This is a genomic window from Sphingomonas sp. PP-CC-1A-547, from assembly GCF_003610375.1.
In the GTDB taxonomy this organism is placed as follows: domain Bacteria; phylum Pseudomonadota; class Alphaproteobacteria; order Sphingomonadales; family Sphingomonadaceae; genus Sphingomonas.
Genome location: NZ_RAPZ01000010.1, coordinates 651,136 through 666,696, shown reverse-complemented (window position 1 = coordinate 666,696; position 15,561 = coordinate 651,136). Strand labels below are relative to the sequence as shown.

The window sequence follows — 15,561 nt, the reverse complement described above, 5'->3', positions numbered from 1 at the left end:
GGCGATCACTACGCCTGCCTTGTTCTCCCGCGAAGGCGGGAGCCCAGTCTGGATCCCCGCCTTCGCGGGGAAACAAGCCTTATATGTCGACACAAACTAAATGGTAACGCGACGCGGGAATAAATCCCGCGTCGTCGGCCGGGCCTTGGGCCCGCCGGCCGGGCTGGCGCCGTCTCGCGATTAGCCTTGGGCTAATCGCGTGCGGCTTGGCCTTACTTGCTTCTTTCGACCTGCTCGAACTCGAGCTCCACAGGCGTCGCACGCCCGAAGATCGACACCGAAACCTTGACGCGGCTGCGGTCGAAGTCGAGTTCTTCCACGAGCCCGTTGAATGTCGCGAACGGACCGTCGAGGACCTTGACCTGATCGCCGATCTCGTAGTCGACCTTGACCTTCTGCTTGGGCGCAGCAGCGGCTTCTTCCTTGCTGTTCAGCATCCGCGTGGCTTCCGCCTCGCTGATCGCCTGCGGCTTGCCCATGCTGCCGAGGAAGCCGGTGACCTTCGGCGTGTTCTTCACCAGGTGATACACGTCGTCGTTCATGTTCAGCTTTGCGAGCACGTAGCCCGGCATGAACTTGCGCTCGACCGCGATCTTCTTGCCGCGACGGGCTTCGGTCGTGGTTTCGGTCGGGACTTCGATCTGCTCGACGAGCTGTTCGAGACCCATCCGGGTCGCCTCGGCCATGATCGAGTCGCGGACCTTGCCCTCGAAGCCCGAATAGGCGTGAATGATGTACCAGCGCGCCATGACGGAACCTTGCTTACTGAGCGAGTTTGAGGAGCAGGGAAACGATCGCTTGCAGGATCGAGTCGACGCCGAAGAAGAAGACCGCGAGGATCGTCGTCATGATCACCACCATCACGCCGGTCATGACCGTCTCGCGACGCGTCGGCCACGTGACCTTCGCGGTCTCGTTGCGGACCTGCTGGATGAATTCGAGGGGGGACGTCTTCGCCACGATGTTCTTCGAACCCGCTGATTGAGAAACTGAGATGCGAGACATAGACCCACTAGCCGCTCCCTGTGAAGGGCAGCGGCGGCAGGTCCGTCCTCGCTGTCGGAAGCGCGGCAGATAGCTGCCGTCACAGGTGAAAGCAAGTGCGCGGCAGGAGAGGGGCGCGCGTCGTATCGAAAGCGACACGGCGGTGACCGGGAGAAGTGGCGGGGGAGAGCGCTTGGGTCACTCGATCCCCCGCACGATCGTCTTGCCGGTGCCGGTTTGACCGGCGGCTCCGCTCCCACGGTTTCTATTTATCGTTCGGCTTGACGACGGCACGGATGGTGTACGCGCGATCGAGACCAAAAAAAAGGCCGGTACAAGACCGGCCGTGAAAGTTTTTAGGAGAGGATGCCTGAAAGGCCTGATCGTTGTGCATCGCAGCACATCATAGATCAATTGCGAAAATTGCATTATGAAATGCAATTTCTGCAATCGTGATGGACGCGCGAAAACGGCGGGAGCAACCGCCGCGATTTTTGCCAAGAATTTAAAGGGGGTGGCAGGAGTGCTCGGATTCGAACCGAGGGCCTTCGGTTTTGGAGACCGACGCTCTAACCAACTGAGCTACACTCCTACACGGACGCGCCCCTTACCCAGCGTTTTCGGGAAGGGCAAGCGTCTTGCGTGCAATTCGTCCGGGACCATCGGCGCGAGGATCATGAATTGGACGAAGTCTTATTCCCCCGTTAACCGTGAAGTCGTCTCGTTGGGTGTGGGGAACGTAATCGTATGAAGGCGGGATTGATGACGCTGGCGCTGCCGGTGGCGGCGTTGCTCATGGGGGCGGGGCCGGTGCCGCAAGTGCCCGATCTGGGGCCGCAGCTCGAACGCTTCACCTATCCGTGGCCGGTGCAGACGATGGAAGTCGATATCGTCGGCAGCCCTGCGCAGATGGCGTTCATGGATATCGCACCACAGCGTCCCAATGGTCGCACGGTCGTCCTGCTCCACGGCAAGAACTTCTGCGGCGCGACCTGGGGCAGCACCGCGCGGGCGTTAAGCGAGGTCGGCTACCGCGTGATCGTTCCCGATCAGATCGGCTTCTGCAAATCGTCCAAGCCTCGCGCAGCACAGTATAGCTTCGAGATGCTCGCGACGTTCACCAAGCGGCTGCTCGAATCGCGTGGCATCACGCGGGCCACGTTCGTCGGGCACTCGATGGGCGGCATGCTCGCGATGCGATACGCCATTCTCTACCCGGCCTCGATCGAGAAGCTGGTGCTCGTCAATCCGCTCGGCCTGAAGGATCGCGGCGAGGAAGGCGTGCCCTATACCGACGTCGACACGCTCTGGGCGAACGAGAAGAAGACGAGCTACGCGTCGATCAAGGCGTATCAGCTCGAGAACTATTACCACGGCGTGTGGAAGCCATCCTATGATCGCTGGGTCTGGATGCAGGCGGGCATGTACCAGGGGGCAGGGCGCGACACCGTGGCGCTCGCGCAGGCCAAGACGAGCGAGATGATCAAGACGCAATCGGTCGCGCACGAACTGTACCGGATCACGCCGTCGACCACCCTGATCATCGGGACTCTGGACAAGACCGCGTTCGGCCGGGCGCAGGCGCCGGCGAACTTGCGCAAGTTCCTCGAGCCTGTGCCGATAGTCGCGCCGCGGGCGGTGAAGCAGATGCCGAATGCCAACCTGGTGATGCTTGAAGGGCTGGGCCACTCGCCGCAGGTCGAGGACCCTGCGCGATTCGAGAAGACGCTGCTGGCGGTGCTCGGGACGCGATCGCGGTAGCCGGAACCTCTTGATCCTCCCCCGCCAGGGGGAGGTGGCTGGCCCTTGCCAGACGGAGGGGGAGGGGGCGACAACGTATGTTGCGCGCCCCCCCCCCCCCCCGTCACCTACGGTGCCACCTCCCCCTGGCGGGAGAGGATCAGGAGGGGTGGTCACCAGCTATGGGCGGTCGCTGGTCGCGGATGCATCCACCCCCAAGAAACCAATAACCTACCCCCAACCCAAACCGATTCCGCCCCGTTGACCGCAACCGACTCCTGACCTATAGGCGCGGCCTGTTCTTCGGGAGTGTTTCCCGCCGGGCATGCTTGAACATTGCTGGATGCATTCCAGGACCTGAGGGGCGCTCCCGCGTTCCTATGGTCCTTTTTGTATTCTCAGGCGCCTCATGGCTCCAGCAAAGTAACCACTTGAAAGGTGAAGGCTTCAATGCCGACGATCAACCAGCTGGTCCGCAAGGGCCGCGATCCGCAGAAGGCCAAGTCGAAGGTCCCTGCGATGGAAGCAAATCCGCAGAAGCGTGGCGTTTGCACGCGCGTCTACACGACGACCCCGAAGAAGCCGAACTCGGCTCTGCGCAAGGTGGCCAAGGTTCGCCTGACCAACCAGCGCGAAGTCATCAGCTACATCCCGGGCGAGGGCCACAATCTTCAGGAGCATTCGGTTGTCCTGATCCGTGGCGGTCGTGTCCGCGATCTTCCCGGTGTTCGCTATCACGTCCTGCGCGGCGTGCTCGATACACAGGGTGTGAAGGACCGGCGTCAGTCGCGTTCCAAGTACGGCGCCAAGCGTCCGAAGTAAGCCGGGCAGTTATCTGACCCATCAAGGCTGAAGTTTAGAAGGAATACAAAATGGCACGTCGTCGTCGTCCCGAAAAGCGGGTCATCCTGCCTGATCCCAAGTTCGGGGATGAGGTTCTGTCGAAGTTCATGAACAGCGTCATGCTGGACGGCAAGAAGTCCGTCGCGGAGCTGATCGTGTACGGTGCATTCGAAACCGTCGAGAGCCGCGCCAAGCGCGATCCGATCGGCGTTTTCCACGATGCGCTGAATAACGTGAAGCCGGGCATCGAAGTCCGTTCGCGCCGCGTCGGTGGTGCAACGTACCAGGTGCCGGTCGAGGTTCGTCCCGAGCGTGCACAGGCGCTGGCGATTCGCTGGCTGATCGGTGCGGCGCGTTCGCGCAGCGAGAACACGATGGCCGCACGGCTGTCGGGTGAGCTGATGGATGCCGCCAACAACCGTGGCAACGCGGTCAAGAAGCGTGAAGATACGCACCGGATGGCGGAAGCCAACCGTGCATTCTCGCACTACCGCTGGTAACAGCGGGCTTCCTGCCGCTGGTAACAGCGGGCTTTGAAGCCTAGCATTGCTATCCGTGTGACGGGCGGTCTTTCGCCTGTCATGCAAACACCTATATATTGGGGAGCCGGCACGTTCGGCTCCCCATATCCTTAAGGAAGCACGATCATGGCCCGCAGCCATCCGCTCGACCGTTACCGCAACATCGGCATCATGGCGCACATCGACGCCGGTAAGACGACGACGACCGAGCGCATCCTCTATTACACCGGCAAGTCCTACAAGATCGGCGAAGTGCACGAAGGCACCGCGACGATGGATTGGATGGAGCAGGAGCAGGAGCGCGGGATCACGATCACGTCGGCTGCGACCACCTGCAAGTGGCGCGCCGAAGAAGGTAAGGGCGAGGAGCACCTTATCAACATCATCGATACGCCTGGCCACGTCGACTTCACGATCGAAGTCGAGCGTTCGCTCCGCGTGCTCGACGGTGCAGTGGCATGCTTCGACGGCGTTGCCGGCGTCGAGCCGCAGTCCGAGACCGTGTGGCGTCAGGCCGACAAGTACGGCGTGCCGCGCATGTGCTTCGTCAACAAGCTCGATCGCACCGGCGCCGATTTCTACTTCTGCGTGAATTCGATCATCGATCGTCTCGGCGCGCGTCCGGCCGTGCTGTATCTCCCGATCGGCATGGAAGGCGGCTTCAAGGGCCTCGTCGATCTCGTCGAGAACCGTGCGATCATCTGGCTCGAAGAGAGCCTGGGCGCGAAGTTCGAATATGCCGAGATCCCCGCGGATCTGGTCGAAAAGGCCGCGAAGTATCGCAGCGAGCTGATCGAGATGGCCGTCGAGCAGGACGATGCCCTCATGGAGGCCTATCTCGAAGGTAACGAGCCGAGCGTCGCCGACCTCAAGAAGCTGATCCGCAAGGGTACGCTGAGCATGGCGTTCGTCCCCGTCGTTTGCGGTTCGGCGTTCAAGAACAAGGGCGTTCAGCCCCTGCTCGACGCCGTCGTCGACTATCTGCCTTCGCCGCTCGACGTTCCCGCGATCCAGGGTCTGAAGCTCGACGGCGTGACGCCGGACGAGCGTCCTTCGTCGGACGAGGTTCCGTTCTCGGCACTGGCGTTCAAGATCATGAACGATCCGTTCGTCGGTACGCTGACCTTCGCCCGCATCTACTCGGGCAAGCTGGAGACCGCATCGCAGGTCACCAACTCGGTCAAGGACAAGAAGGAAAAGGTCGGTCGCATGCTGCTTATGCATGCGAACAGCCGCGAGGATATCCAGGAGGCTTTCGCTGGCGACATCGTCGCTCTCGCGGGTCTCAAGGATACCACGACCGGTGACACGCTCTGCGCGATGAACGCACCGATCATTCTCGAGCGGATGGAATTCCCCGAGCCCGTGATCGAGCTGTCGGTGGAGCCGAAGACCAAGGCCGACCAGGAGAAGATGGGCGTCGCGCTCAATCGTCTCGCACGCGAGGATCCTTCATTCCGCGTGTCGTCGGACCCCGAGTCGGGCCAGACCATCATCAAGGGCATGGGCGAGCTCCATCTCGAGATCCTGGTCGATCGCATGAAGCGTGAGTTCAAGGTCGAGGCGAACGTCGGCGCTCCTCAGGTCGCATATCGCGAGTATCTGAAGAAGCCGGTCGACGTCGACTACACGCACAAGAAGCAGTCGGGTGGTACCGGCCAGTTCGGTCGCGTGAAGGTCAAGGTCACGCCGGGCGAGCGCGGTTCGGGCATCACGTTCAAGGACGAGATCAAGGGCGGCAACATTCCGAAGGAATATCTGCCCGCGATCGAGAAGGGCTTCCGCGAAACCGCTGCGTCGGGTTCGCTGGTCGGCTTCCCGATCATCGATTTCGAGATCGTGCTGTATGACGGCGCGTATCACGACGTCGACTCGTCGGCACTGGCGTTCGAAATTTGTGCACGTGGCGCGATGCGCGAAGTCGCACAGAAGTCGGGCATCACGTTGCTCGAGCCGGTCATGAAGGTCGAAGTCGTCACCCCGGAGGATTACCTGGGCGACGTCATCGGCGACATGAACAGCCGTCGTGGCCAGATCCAGGGCACCGACAGCCGCGGCAACGCGCAGACGGTCGAGGCGATGGTGCCGCTGGCCAACATGTTCGGCTACGTGAACTCGCTCCGCTCGTTCACGCAGGGCCGCGCGCAGTACTCGATGCAGTTCTCGCACTATGACGAAGTGCCGCAGAACGTTGCTGACGAGGTGAAGGCTAAGCTGGCGTAAGCCCGAGGCGCATCGAGCTAGGTTTTCCTGGCTCGGAGACGCCGAAAGGCCGGCCGGCTTCGGTCAGCGACCGAAGTTCGACGACGCGGAATTCACTTCCGCGTCGGCCTCTCCCCAAGCAGGGGCTGGCGCAACGCTTTAACAGCCGCTATTGGGCCGCGTTCGCGCGGTTCCCGGGGTGGCACCGGAATACGAATCAGAAGGTAGGAAACAATGGCCAAGGCAAAATTTGAGCGGAACAAGCCGCATCTCAACATCGGCACCATCGGTCACGTCGATCATGGCAAGACGTCGCTCACCGCTGCGATCACGAAGGTTCTGGCAGAGACGACCGGCGGTACCGCCGTCGACTTCGCCAACATCGACAAGGCTCCCGAGGAGCGCGAGCGCGGCATCACGATCTCGACCGCACACGTCGAGTACGAGACGGCCAACCGTCACTATGCGCACGTCGATTGCCCGGGCCACGCCGATTATGTGAAGAACATGATCACCGGCGCAGCCCAGATGGACGGCGCGATCCTCGTCGTTTCGGCGACCGATGGCCCGATGCCACAGACCCGTGAGCACATCCTGCTCGCACGCCAGGTCGGCGTGCCTGCTATGGTCGTGTTCATGAACAAGGTCGATCTGGTCGACGACGAGGAAATCCTCGAGCTGGTCGAGATGGAAATCCGCGAGCTGCTCAGCTCGTACGACTTCCCGGGCGACGACATCCCCGTCATCAAGGGTTCGGCTACCTGCGCACTGTCGGGTTCGAACCAGAAGCTCGGCGCCGACGCCGTCACCGAGCTGATGCAGGCTGTCGACGACTACATCCCGCAGCCTGAGCGTCCGCTCGACAAGCCGTTCATGATGCCGATCGAGGACGTGTTCTCGATCTCGGGTCGTGGCACGGTCGTCACCGGCCGCGTCGAGACCGGCATCGTCAAGGTTGGCGAGGAAGTCGAGATCGTCGGCATCCACCCGACCGTCCGCAAGACCACGGTCACGGGCGTCGAAATGTTCCGCAAGCTGCTCGACCAGGGCCAGGCTGGCGATAACGTCGGCGCACTGATCCGCGGCGTCGCACGCGACGAAGTCGAGCGTGGCCAGGTGCTCTGCAAGCCAGGCACGATCAAGCCGCACACCGACTTCAACTCGGAAGTGTACGTGCTGTCGAAGGAAGAGGGTGGCCGTCACACGCCGTTCTTCGCCAACTACCGCCCGCAGTTCTACTTCCGTACGACGGACGTGACCGGCACCGTCGAGCTGCCTGAGGGCACCGAGATGGTCATGCCAGGCGACAACGTGTCGCTCGGCATCAAGTTGATCGCACCGATCGCCATGGACGTGGGCCAGCGCTTCACGATCCGCGAAGGCGGCCGTACCGTCGGTGCAGGCGTCGTCAGCCAGATCGACAAGTAAGCATCTTCTCCTTCGGGAGTTGATCGAAAAGAGCCCGGCTTCTCGCGAGAGAGGCCGGGCTTTTTCGTGTTTGGAGGGTGCGGTGCTCGACAAATTGATCAGTGCTGTCCGCCATCACACAACTACGAGTATGGCGTCTCGGTCAGGTTGCCGGGTAGCGTCCGTTCGGGAGTGTTGCGTTCTGACGCGTCGCTTACAGGCCACGCTTGCTGAGGAAGGCCACGATATGCTGCGTGATTCCGACTATGCAGATATCGGACGATTCATAACTACGGTTGCCTCAGCGGAAAGCGTGACTGCCAAATTATGGTGGCATCAGTCATTTTTGGCGGGTGTCACGCTTACCACCGAGAAGGCGCAGCGCACGCCGATGGTTGATAAGCTTGCAAGGCTTCGAGATTTAGTAGCTCGCGACGGATCCCGTCTGGATCAACAATTGACCGGTCTTCGGAATGGCTTCTCGCGCGTCGTCGAGCCCCGTCATACTCTCGTGCATGGGTTCACCAGTGAGGCTGGGCTACATCCATCGGCAATCAATCTACGGAACGATCATCAAGTTTGGATGCGAGACCTGCCGCTACTTCTGCTGTGGGCGGACTACCTTTGTAGGCTTGCGATCCAAGCCTATAGCGACGCCACGCGTGGCATCTACGAAGCCGAGCAAGACCTGCCACCGCTTGAGCCGATTATCGCCAGTCCCGAGATTCTTGCGACGAGTCCCTCACCGTCGATACTTTGAGTGGTGCGATAGCCACCTAGCACAAGGGGGAACCAATGGGGGCGAGCCGGCAACTTACAATCCTCCCCCGCTAGGGGGAGGTGGCGCCGAAGGCGTCGGAGGGGGAGGGGGCGATTAGCTCTCGATGATGGTTCGGCGTTGGAGCGCGACGGACGTGATCTGGCGGATGACGTCGTCGAGGTTGACTAGCATTTCGCGGGTTGGGTATCGGAGGACTTGGATGTTTTGGGCTGTTAGCCATGCCTCTCGCGCTGCGTCTCGTTCAGGGCGTTTGCCGTGGTTGTGGGCTTCGCCGTCGACTTCGATCGCGAGTCGGGCTGGGGCGCAGTAGAAGTCCAGGACGTAAAGGCCCGCGGCGTGTTGTCTGCGGAAGCGTAGGCCTTCTTCGTTCTGCCTGAGTGCCAACCAGAGCGCTATCTCTGGCGGGGTCATCTGTTTTCGCAGGCGCTTGGCGTTGCTGTGGCTTTGTAGGGATCCTTCGAGCCGCATCGCTTGCCTCCCCCTCCGTCACGCTTCGCGCGCCACCTCCCCCTGGCGGGGGAGGATCAAGTAGAGGGGACGACCTTAGCGGCAGCGCGTCGACATCTTCAATCCTCCCCCGCAAGGGGGAGGTGGCGCCGAAGGTGACGGAGGGGGAGGGCAGGGCGCACCTCGATATTGCCCGTCGCCTGGAAAACCCGCTCCCCGCGGTTGCATTTCGCCCGACTCTCCCGTAATGGCCCGCCTTCGGTTTAAACATCAACCAGCAAGAGCCCGGAAACGGGCCCGCTCTTTCGCATCGGTAGGGACTATGGACAGCAATATCCGCATTCGTCTGAAGGCGTTCGATCACCGTGTGCTCGATCAGGCCACTGGCGACATCGCCGACACCGCACGCCGCACCGGCGCGCTCATCCGCGGTCCGATTCCCCTTCCGACGCGCATCGAAAAGTTCACCGTGAACCGCGGCCCGCACATCGACAAGAAGTCGCGCGAGCAGTTCGAGGTACGCACGTACAAGCGTATGCTGGATATCGTCCAGCCGACGCCGCAGACGGTCGATGCGCTGATGAAGCTGGACCTCGCCGCTGGCGTTGACGTCGAGATCAAGCTCGCCTAAGGGCTGGCGCGGCGCGGTCGATCGGTAACGGTCCCGCGCCGTTCGACATTGGGATACCGCCGTCGGTGAAAACCGACGGGGCAGCGTCCCCCGTCACGCTTCCGCATTCGCGGAAGCACCAGCCCGGGACGGGGGCACGTTTCGTATTTACCGGGTTGAACCGACTCCATTCAGGGCTTTTGCCGGGGATGGGGTCAGGTGGACGCATCATGGAGTTCGCTCCGGACATGGTCCGCAAGCCCCCGAGGAATAGTCCGACGGGGCCTCTGTCTAGGAAGGGACAAGATCATGCGTACTGGCGTGATCGCGAAGAAGATGGGGATGACCCGCCTGTTCCAGGAAGATGGTCGGCACGTGCCGGTCACCGTTCTGGCACTCGAAGGCAATCAGGTCGTTTCCGTTCGCGAAATGGATCGTGACGGCTACACTGCCGTCCAGCTTGGTGCAGGTGTCGCCAAGTCGAAGAATGTCGCAAAGCCGCAGCGCGGCCATTTCGGCAAGGCCGAAGTGGAGCCCAAGGCTGTCGTCCATGAGTTCCGCGTGAACGCAGACGGCTTGCTCGACGTCGGCGCCGAGATTTCGGCCGACCACTACGTCGCAGGCCAGATCGTCGATATCCAGGGCAAGACTCAGGGTAAGGGCTTCCAGGGCGGCATGAAGCGTTGGGGCTTCGGCGGTCTGCGGGCGACCCACGGCGTATCGGTCTCGCACCGTTCGCTCGGTTCGACCGGTCAGCGCCAGGATCCGGGCAAGGTCTTCAAGAACAAGAAGATGGCCGGCCACATGGGCGACAAGTATCGCACCCAGCAGAACCTCGAGATCGTATCGACGGACGTCGAGCGTGGTCTCCTGTTCGTCAAGGGTTCGGTTCCTGGCTCCAAGGGCGGCTGGCTCTTCGTCAAGGACTCGGTGAAGGTCGCGCGCCACGCCGACGCACCGTTCCCCGCCGGTCTCAAGATCGCGCACAGCAACACCGCAGCAGACACGCCGGCCGAAACGACCGACGCACCTGCAGCCGACGGCCAGGAGGGCTGAGCGTGAAGATCAAGGTTTCATCTTTCGCCGGCACTGAGGCAGCGGACATCGAGCTCAACGACGAGGTCTTCGGCCTCGATCCGCGCGCCGACATCCTGCACCGTGTCGTCACCTGGCAGCTCGAGAAGCGTCGCGAGACGGCTCGTGGCACCCGTGAGCGCGCAGACGTCGCACGCACCGGCAAGAAGTTCGGTCGCCAGAAGGGCGGCGGTACGGCTCGTCACGGCGATCGTCGCGCACCAGTGTTCATCGGTGGTGGTAAGGCACACGGCGCACGCGTCCGTGACTTCAACCCTTCGCTGAACAAGAAGGTTCGCTCGCTCGGCCTGCGGATGGCTCTCAGCAGCCACGCCAAGGCGGGTTCGCTGGTCATCATGGACAGCCTGGCTGTCGAGGGTGGCAAGACCAAGACGCTGCAGGGCGATCTCGCAAAGCTCGGCTTCGGCAAGCGTGCGCTCGTCATCGACGGCGACATGGTCGACACCAGCTTCGCATTCGCTGCGGGCAACCTGTACGAAGTGAACGTGATGCCGGCTGCCGGCGCGAACGTTTACGACATCCTGAAGCATGACACGCTGGTGCTGACGCGCGCCGCTGTCGAAAAGCTGGAGGCGCGCTTCCATGGCTAAGAAGCAGAAGGCGGGCATCGATAATCGTCATTACGACGTTATCCTGGCCCCGCACATCACCGAGAAGACGACGACCCTGTCGGAGTTCAACGCGGTTGTGTTCAAGGTATCGAACGATGCCACGAAGCCCGAGATCAAGGCGGCCGTCGAGGCGCTGTTCGACGTGAACGTCGTCGGCGTGAACACGCTCGTCCAGAAGGGCAAGACCAAGAAGTGGAAGGGCACGAACTACTCGCGCTCCGACATGAAAAAGGCAATCGTGACGTTGAAGGACGGTCAGTCCATCGACGTGACGACGGGGATCTGAGGCCATGGCACTCAAGCATTATAATCCGACATCGCCGGCACGCCGCGGTCTCATCCTGGTCGACAAGTCGTCGCTCTGGAAGGGTCGCCCCGTCAAGGCGCTGACCGAAGGTAAGCACAAGACCGGCGGTCGTAACAACAAGGGCCATGTGACCTCGCGCGGCATCGCCGGCGGTCACAAGCAGAAGTACCGCTACATCGACTTCAAGCGTCGCAAGTGGGACGTCGAAGGCACTGTCGAGCGGATCGAGTATGATCCCAACCGCACCGCGTTCATCGCCCTGGTCAAGTACCCGGACGAGGAACTCGCCTACATCCTGGCGCCACAGCGTCTGGCCGTCGGCGACAAGGTCCTCGCGGCCAAGAAGACCGACGTGAAGCCAGGCAATGCCATGGAACTCGGTCAGATGCCGGTCGGCACCATCGTCCACAACGTGGAGATGAAGCCGATGAAGGGTGGCCAGATCGCCCGTTCGGCCGGCACGTACGTGCAGGTCGTCGGTCGCGACAAGGGCATGGTGATGGTCCGCCTGAACTCGGGCGAGCAGCGCTACATCCGCAGCGATTGCATGGCGACGGTTGGCGCGGTCTCGAACCCCGACAACCAGAACCAGAACCTGGGCAAGGCAGGCCGTTCGCGCTGGATGGGTATCCGTCCTCTGACGCGCGGCGTCGCCAAGAACCCGGTCGACCATCCGCACGGCGGTGGTGAAGGCCGTACCTCGGGTGGCCGTCATCCGGTTACGCCTTGGGGCAAGCCGACGAAGGGTGCGCGCACGCGTCATAACAAGTCGACCGACAAGATGATCATCCGGTCGCGTCATTCGACGAAGAGGAAGGGCTAACATGGCTCGTTCAGTCTGGAAGGGCCCCTTCGTGGACCTTCATCTGCTCAAGAAGGCAGAAACCGCCCAGGACACCAACGCGCGTTCGCCGATCAAGACCTGGTCGCGTCGCTCGACGATCCTGCCGTCGTTCGTGGGTCTCACGTTCAACGTCTATAACGGCCGCAAGTTCGTGCCCGTCTCGGTCAACGAAGACATGGTCGGCATGAAGCTCGGTGAGTTCGCGCCCACGCGCTACTTCCCCGGCCACTCCGCCGACAAGAAGGGCAAGCGCTGATGTCTAAGCAAGTCAGCCCGCGCAAGGTCGCGGACAACGAGGCGCTTTCGGTCGGTACGCAGATCCGTGGTTCCGCGCAGAAGCTCGGCCTCGTGGCCGCGCTGATCCGTGGCAAGAAGGTCGGCGATGCGATGAACATCCTCGCCTTCTCGACCAAGGGCATGGCGATCGAAGCGCGCAAGGTGCTGGCCTCGGCCATCGCCAACGCCGAGAACAACCATAACCTCGACGTCGACGCACTCGTCGTCGCCGAGGCTTCGGTCGGCAAGTCGATCACGATGAAGCGCTTCGCTACCCGCGGCCGCGGCAAGTCGACCCGCATTCTCAAGCCATTCAGCCGTCTGCGCATCGTCGTGCGCGAGCAGGAAGAAGCATAATGGGTCAGAAGAGCAACCCCATCGGTCTGCGTCTGCAGATCAACCGTACCTGGGATAGCCGCTGGTACGCCGAAGGCGCCGACTATGGTCGGCTTCTGCTCGAGGATCTCAAGATCCGCGCATTCATCATGAAGACGCTGCCGCAGGCCGCGATCTCCAAGGTGGTCATCGAGCGTCCGGCAAAGCTGGCCCGCATCTCCATCTTCGCTGCACGCCCCGGCGTGATCATCGGCAAGAAGGGTGCGGACATCGAGAAGCTGCGTTCGACGATCGGCAAGATGACGTCGTCGACCGTGTCGCTGAACATCGTCGAGATCCGCAAGCCGGAAGTCGATGCGCGTCTCGTCGCGCAGGGCATCGCCGATCAGCTCGAGCGTCGTATCGCCTTCCGTCGCGCCATGAAGCGTGCGGTCCAGTCGGCGATGCGTCTCGGTGCCGAGGGCATCCGGGTGAACTGCGGTGGCCGTCTTGGCGGCGCCGAGATCGCACGGTCGGAGAGCTATCGTGAGGGTCGGGTTCCGTTGCACACGCTGCGCGCGAACATCGATTATGCCGAGGCTACGGCGCACACGTCCTACGGCGTTTGCGGCGTGAAGGTCTGGGTCTTCAAGGGCGAGATTCTCGGCAACGATCCGACGTCGTACGACCGCATCATGATGGAGGCTCAAACCTCCGGCGTGCGGCCGCAGCGCGACGATCGTCGCTAAGGGGCAGGAACAGACATGCTGCAACCAAAAAAGACCAAGTTCCGGAAGGCCTTCAAGGGCAAGATTTCGGGCGACGCCAAGAGTGGCTTCTCGCTCAATTTCGGCTCCTACGGCCTCAAGGCGATGGAACCCGACCGGATCACCGCACGCCAGATCGAGGCGGCCCGCCGCGCGATCACGCGTCACATGAAGCGCCAGGGGCGTTTGTGGATCCGCATTTTCCCAGACCTTCCGGTCTCGGGAAAGCCAGCCGAAGTCCGCATGGGTAAGGGCAAGGGCGCGCCGGAATACTGGGCCGCTCGCGTCAAGCCGGGTCGGATCCTGTTCGAGCTCGACGGCGTCGACGGCAAGATCGCCGCCGAGGCGTTCGAGCGGGCGGCCATGAAGCTGCCGATCAAGGTAAAGGTCGTTGCTCGCCTGGGCGACACCTCGCATCTGGGAGGCGAGTAAGATCATGGCTCGTATCGACGACATGAAGACCAAGAGCGACGACCAGCTGTCGGAGTCGCTCGGCGAACTGAAGCGCGAGCAGTTCAACCTGCGCTTCCAGGCCGCCACGAACCAGCTCGAAAAGCCGAGCCGCGTTCGTGAGGTCCGCCGCGACATCGCTCGCATCAAGACCCTGCAGGCTCAGCGCACCAGCGCTGAAGCCGCGAAGTAAGGAACGTATCATGCCGAAGCGCGTGCTGACCGGTCTGGTCGTGTCCGACAAGGGCGACAAGACGGTGGTCGTGAACGTCGAGCGTAAGGTGAAGCACCCGCTCTACGGGAAGATCATCCGTCGCTCGAAGAAGTATCATGCTCATGACGAGAGCAACGAGTTCAAGCAGGGCGAGACCGTGCGGATCGAAGAGACCGCACCGATCTCCAAGCTGAAGACCTGGAAGGTGATCGAGCGGGTCAACACCCACGCGACGCCGGAGCGGGCTTCGGCCGAGGGCTGAATCAAACACGAGGGCAGGGGGGCAACTCCCTGCGCTCTTGTTTTCGTAAACGGGAACGGCTAAGCGGCCGCTCCTCCCCGCTGCGGTTCGTCCGTGGCGGGGTGATTTTTTAGGCGGGGTTCGGTCGGTATCGACCCCAGAGACAGAGAAGGGATACGGATCCATGATCCAGATGCAGTCCAATCTCGACGTCGCTGACAACAGCGGCGCGAAGCGGGTGCAGTGCATCAAGGTGCTTGGGGGTTCCAAGCGTCGTGTTGCAGGCGTTGGCGACATCATCGTCGTCAGCATCAAGGAAGCGCAGCCACGTGGCCGTGTGAAGAAGGGCGACGTTCACCGCGCGGTGATCGTGCGTACCGCCAAGGATATCCGCCGTGCAGACGGTACGGTCATCCGCTTCGACGGCAATGCCGCGGTGCTGGTCAACAAGAACGAGGAGCCGATCGGCACCCGTATCTTCGGCCCAGTCGTTCGCGAGCTGCGCGGCAAGAAGCACATGAAGATCATCAGCCTCGCGCCGGAGGTGCTGTAATGGCGTCGCAGCGTATCAAGAAGGGTGACAAGGTCATCGTCCTGTCCGGCAAGGACAAGGGCAAGACCGGTGAAGTCACCGCCTCCATGCCGAAGACCGACAAGGTCGTCGTATCGGGCGTCAACATCGCCGTGCGCCACACCAAGCCGACTCAGGGTGACCCGCAGGGTGGCCTGATCCGCAAGGAAGCACCGATGCACGTTTCGAAGGTCGCGCACGTGACCGCCGACGGCAAGCCGACCCGCGTCCGCTTCGAGGAGCAGGACGGCAAGAAGGTCCGCGTCGCCGTCAAGACCGGGGAGAAGATCAATGGTTGATCAGAACACTGGCGCTGAGAACACCGGCACCGAGGC

22 protein-coding genes and 1 tRNA gene are annotated in these 15,561 nt (G+C 62.1%); 19 read left to right on the top strand and 4 right to left on the bottom strand.

Translation table 11 applies throughout. The features are described 5' to 3' along the window. Positions 1-212: 212 nt before the first annotated feature. The 3 genes from nusG to C8J39_RS03860 all read right to left on the bottom strand — a co-directional run bounded on the left by nusG (position 213) and on the right by C8J39_RS03860 (position 1,576). Positions 213-749 carry a transcription termination/antitermination protein NusG gene (nusG, locus tag C8J39_RS03870; RefSeq protein ID WP_055872668.1) on the bottom strand — a complete coding sequence of 179 codons (537 nt, stop codon included), beginning with the start codon at positions 747-749 and terminating at the stop codon, positions 213-215. Between the two features lie 13 nt (positions 750-762). Continuing rightward, complete coding sequence (secE, locus tag C8J39_RS03865) at positions 763-960, bottom strand: preprotein translocase subunit SecE (protein ID WP_056486886.1); 198 nt, start codon at positions 958-960, stop codon at positions 763-765. 539 nt (positions 961-1,499) lie between these two features. Beyond that, positions 1,500-1,576, bottom strand: a tRNA-Trp gene (locus C8J39_RS03860). Positions 1,577-1,731: 155 nt separating this feature from the next. Between C8J39_RS03860 and C8J39_RS03855 the strand changes: the two genes are divergently transcribed. The 6 genes from C8J39_RS03855 to C8J39_RS18450 all read left to right on the top strand — a co-directional run bounded on the left by C8J39_RS03855 (position 1,732) and on the right by C8J39_RS18450 (position 8,457). Further along, complete coding sequence (locus C8J39_RS03855) at positions 1,732-2,745, top strand: alpha/beta fold hydrolase (protein ID WP_243649711.1); 1,014 nt, start codon at positions 1,732-1,734, stop codon at positions 2,743-2,745. A 429-nt stretch (positions 2,746-3,174) separates the two neighbouring features. Next, positions 3,175-3,546: a 30S ribosomal protein S12 gene (rpsL, locus tag C8J39_RS03850; RefSeq protein ID WP_010164594.1), complete on the top strand. Its 372-nt coding sequence runs from the start codon at positions 3,175-3,177 to the stop codon at positions 3,544-3,546. Between the two features lie 50 nt (positions 3,547-3,596). After that, on the top strand, positions 3,597-4,067 hold the full coding sequence (gene rpsG / locus C8J39_RS03845; RefSeq protein ID WP_031393769.1) for a 30S ribosomal protein S7: 471 nt from the start codon (positions 3,597-3,599) through the stop codon (positions 4,065-4,067). Between the two features lie 147 nt (positions 4,068-4,214). Continuing rightward, positions 4,215-6,311, top strand: a complete 2,097-nt coding sequence (fusA, locus tag C8J39_RS03840) for an elongation factor G (RefSeq protein ID WP_120299323.1) — start codon at positions 4,215-4,217, stop codon at positions 6,309-6,311. 213 nt (positions 6,312-6,524) lie between these two features. Next, entirely contained in the window at positions 6,525-7,718 is a 1,194-nt protein-coding gene (gene tuf / locus C8J39_RS03835) for an elongation factor Tu (RefSeq protein WP_031393767.1), read from the top strand. Positions 7,719-7,944: 226 nt separating this feature from the next. Next, positions 7,945-8,457, top strand: a complete 513-nt coding sequence (locus tag C8J39_RS18450; RefSeq protein ID WP_132833305.1) for a hypothetical protein — start codon at positions 7,945-7,947, stop codon at positions 8,455-8,457. 114 nt (positions 8,458-8,571) lie between these two features. On the opposite strand, the gene C8J39_RS03830 is transcribed toward C8J39_RS18450, so the two are convergent. Then, positions 8,572-8,946 (bottom strand): endonuclease domain-containing protein, encoded by a 375-nt coding sequence (locus C8J39_RS03830; RefSeq protein ID WP_120299322.1) that lies wholly within the window; start codon positions 8,944-8,946, stop codon positions 8,572-8,574. Between the two features lie 301 nt (positions 8,947-9,247). On the opposite strand from C8J39_RS03830, the gene rpsJ reads away from it, so the two are divergent. From rpsJ to rplX, 13 genes are all read left to right on the top strand, one after another. Continuing rightward, positions 9,248-9,556: a 30S ribosomal protein S10 gene (gene rpsJ, locus C8J39_RS03825; protein ID WP_007406109.1), complete on the top strand. Its 309-nt coding sequence runs from the start codon at positions 9,248-9,250 to the stop codon at positions 9,554-9,556. Between the two features lie 288 nt (positions 9,557-9,844). Continuing rightward, positions 9,845-10,591 (top strand): 50S ribosomal protein L3, encoded by a 747-nt coding sequence (gene rplC, locus C8J39_RS03820; RefSeq protein WP_120299321.1) that lies wholly within the window; start codon positions 9,845-9,847, stop codon positions 10,589-10,591. Positions 10,592-10,593: 2 nt separating this feature from the next. Further along, entirely contained in the window at positions 10,594-11,220 is a 627-nt protein-coding gene (rplD, locus tag C8J39_RS03815; protein ID WP_120299320.1) for a 50S ribosomal protein L4, read from the top strand. After that, complete coding sequence (locus tag C8J39_RS03810; RefSeq protein ID WP_056047618.1) at positions 11,213-11,527, top strand: 50S ribosomal protein L23; 315 nt, start codon at positions 11,213-11,215, stop codon at positions 11,525-11,527. The genes rplD and C8J39_RS03810 overlap by 8 nt, the downstream gene beginning before the upstream one ends. Before the next feature lie 4 nt (positions 11,528-11,531). Then, complete coding sequence (gene rplB / locus C8J39_RS03805) at positions 11,532-12,371, top strand: 50S ribosomal protein L2 (RefSeq protein WP_055872649.1); 840 nt, start codon at positions 11,532-11,534, stop codon at positions 12,369-12,371. 1 nt (position 12,372) lies between these two features. Next, positions 12,373-12,648, top strand: coding sequence for a 30S ribosomal protein S19 (rpsS, locus tag C8J39_RS03800; RefSeq protein ID WP_031393761.1), 276 nt, complete (start codon positions 12,373-12,375; stop codon positions 12,646-12,648). After that, the gene (rplV, locus tag C8J39_RS03795; RefSeq protein ID WP_056047621.1) at positions 12,648-13,025 is read left to right on the top strand and encodes a 50S ribosomal protein L22; all 378 of its coding nucleotides are present in this window, start codon (positions 12,648-12,650) and stop codon (positions 13,023-13,025) included. The genes rpsS and rplV overlap by 1 nt, the downstream gene beginning before the upstream one ends. Continuing rightward, positions 13,025-13,732: a 30S ribosomal protein S3 gene (gene rpsC, locus C8J39_RS03790; RefSeq protein ID WP_055872646.1), complete on the top strand. Its 708-nt coding sequence runs from the start codon at positions 13,025-13,027 to the stop codon at positions 13,730-13,732. The genes rplV and rpsC overlap by 1 nt, the downstream gene beginning before the upstream one ends. A gap of 15 nt (positions 13,733-13,747) precedes the next feature. Then, positions 13,748-14,182 carry a 50S ribosomal protein L16 gene (rplP, locus tag C8J39_RS03785; RefSeq protein ID WP_031393758.1) on the top strand — a complete coding sequence of 145 codons (435 nt, stop codon included), beginning with the start codon at positions 13,748-13,750 and terminating at the stop codon, positions 14,180-14,182. 4 nt (positions 14,183-14,186) lie between these two features. Further along, entirely contained in the window at positions 14,187-14,393 is a 207-nt protein-coding gene (rpmC, locus tag C8J39_RS03780) for a 50S ribosomal protein L29 (protein ID WP_055872644.1), read from the top strand. A gap of 10 nt (positions 14,394-14,403) precedes the next feature. Next, positions 14,404-14,676, top strand: a complete 273-nt coding sequence (rpsQ, locus tag C8J39_RS03775; protein WP_031393756.1) for a 30S ribosomal protein S17 — start codon at positions 14,404-14,406, stop codon at positions 14,674-14,676. Between the two features lie 163 nt (positions 14,677-14,839). Beyond that, positions 14,840-15,208, top strand: coding sequence for a 50S ribosomal protein L14 (gene rplN, locus C8J39_RS03770; RefSeq protein WP_031393755.1), 369 nt, complete (start codon positions 14,840-14,842; stop codon positions 15,206-15,208). Further along, on the top strand, positions 15,208-15,525 hold the full coding sequence (gene rplX / locus C8J39_RS03765) for a 50S ribosomal protein L24 (protein ID WP_120299319.1): 318 nt from the start codon (positions 15,208-15,210) through the stop codon (positions 15,523-15,525). Before rplN ends, rplX begins: the two co-directional genes overlap by 1 nt. The last annotated feature ends 36 nt before the right edge of the window (positions 15,526-15,561 follow it).

Bases quoted from the DNA above. Each gene is read 5' to 3' on its own strand.
- nusG (WP_055872668.1), bottom strand. From the start codon at position 749: ATGGCGCGCTGGTACATCATTCACGCCTATTCGGGCTTCGAGGGCAAG.
- C8J39_RS03855 (WP_243649711.1), top strand. From the start codon at position 1,732: ATGAAGGCGGGATTGATGACGCTGGCGCTGCCGGTGGCGGCGTTGCTC.
- rpsL (WP_010164594.1), top strand. From the start codon at position 3,175: ATGCCGACGATCAACCAGCTGGTCCGCAAGGGCCGCGATCCGCAGAAG.
- rpsG (WP_031393769.1), top strand. From the start codon at position 3,597: ATGGCACGTCGTCGTCGTCCCGAAAAGCGGGTCATCCTGCCTGATCCC.
- fusA (WP_120299323.1), top strand. From the start codon at position 4,215: ATGGCCCGCAGCCATCCGCTCGACCGTTACCGCAACATCGGCATCATG.
- tuf (WP_031393767.1), top strand. From the start codon at position 6,525: ATGGCCAAGGCAAAATTTGAGCGGAACAAGCCGCATCTCAACATCGGC.
- C8J39_RS18450 (WP_132833305.1), top strand. From the start codon at position 7,945: ATGCTGCGTGATTCCGACTATGCAGATATCGGACGATTCATAACTACG.
- C8J39_RS03830 (WP_120299322.1), bottom strand. From the start codon at position 8,946: ATGCGGCTCGAAGGATCCCTACAAAGCCACAGCAACGCCAAGCGCCTG.
- rpsJ (WP_007406109.1), top strand. From the start codon at position 9,248: ATGGACAGCAATATCCGCATTCGTCTGAAGGCGTTCGATCACCGTGTG.
- rplC (WP_120299321.1), top strand. From the start codon at position 9,845: ATGCGTACTGGCGTGATCGCGAAGAAGATGGGGATGACCCGCCTGTTC.
- C8J39_RS03810 (WP_056047618.1), top strand. From the start codon at position 11,213: ATGGCTAAGAAGCAGAAGGCGGGCATCGATAATCGTCATTACGACGTT.
- rplB (WP_055872649.1), top strand. From the start codon at position 11,532: ATGGCACTCAAGCATTATAATCCGACATCGCCGGCACGCCGCGGTCTC.
- rpsS (WP_031393761.1), top strand. From the start codon at position 12,373: ATGGCTCGTTCAGTCTGGAAGGGCCCCTTCGTGGACCTTCATCTGCTC.
- rplV (WP_056047621.1), top strand. From the start codon at position 12,648: ATGTCTAAGCAAGTCAGCCCGCGCAAGGTCGCGGACAACGAGGCGCTT.
- rpsC (WP_055872646.1), top strand. From the start codon at position 13,025: ATGGGTCAGAAGAGCAACCCCATCGGTCTGCGTCTGCAGATCAACCGT.
- rplP (WP_031393758.1), top strand. From the start codon at position 13,748: ATGCTGCAACCAAAAAAGACCAAGTTCCGGAAGGCCTTCAAGGGCAAG.
- rpmC (WP_055872644.1), top strand. From the start codon at position 14,187: ATGGCTCGTATCGACGACATGAAGACCAAGAGCGACGACCAGCTGTCG.
- rpsQ (WP_031393756.1), top strand. From the start codon at position 14,404: ATGCCGAAGCGCGTGCTGACCGGTCTGGTCGTGTCCGACAAGGGCGAC.
- rplN (WP_031393755.1), top strand. From the start codon at position 14,840: ATGATCCAGATGCAGTCCAATCTCGACGTCGCTGACAACAGCGGCGCG.
- rplX (WP_120299319.1), top strand. From the start codon at position 15,208: ATGGCGTCGCAGCGTATCAAGAAGGGTGACAAGGTCATCGTCCTGTCC.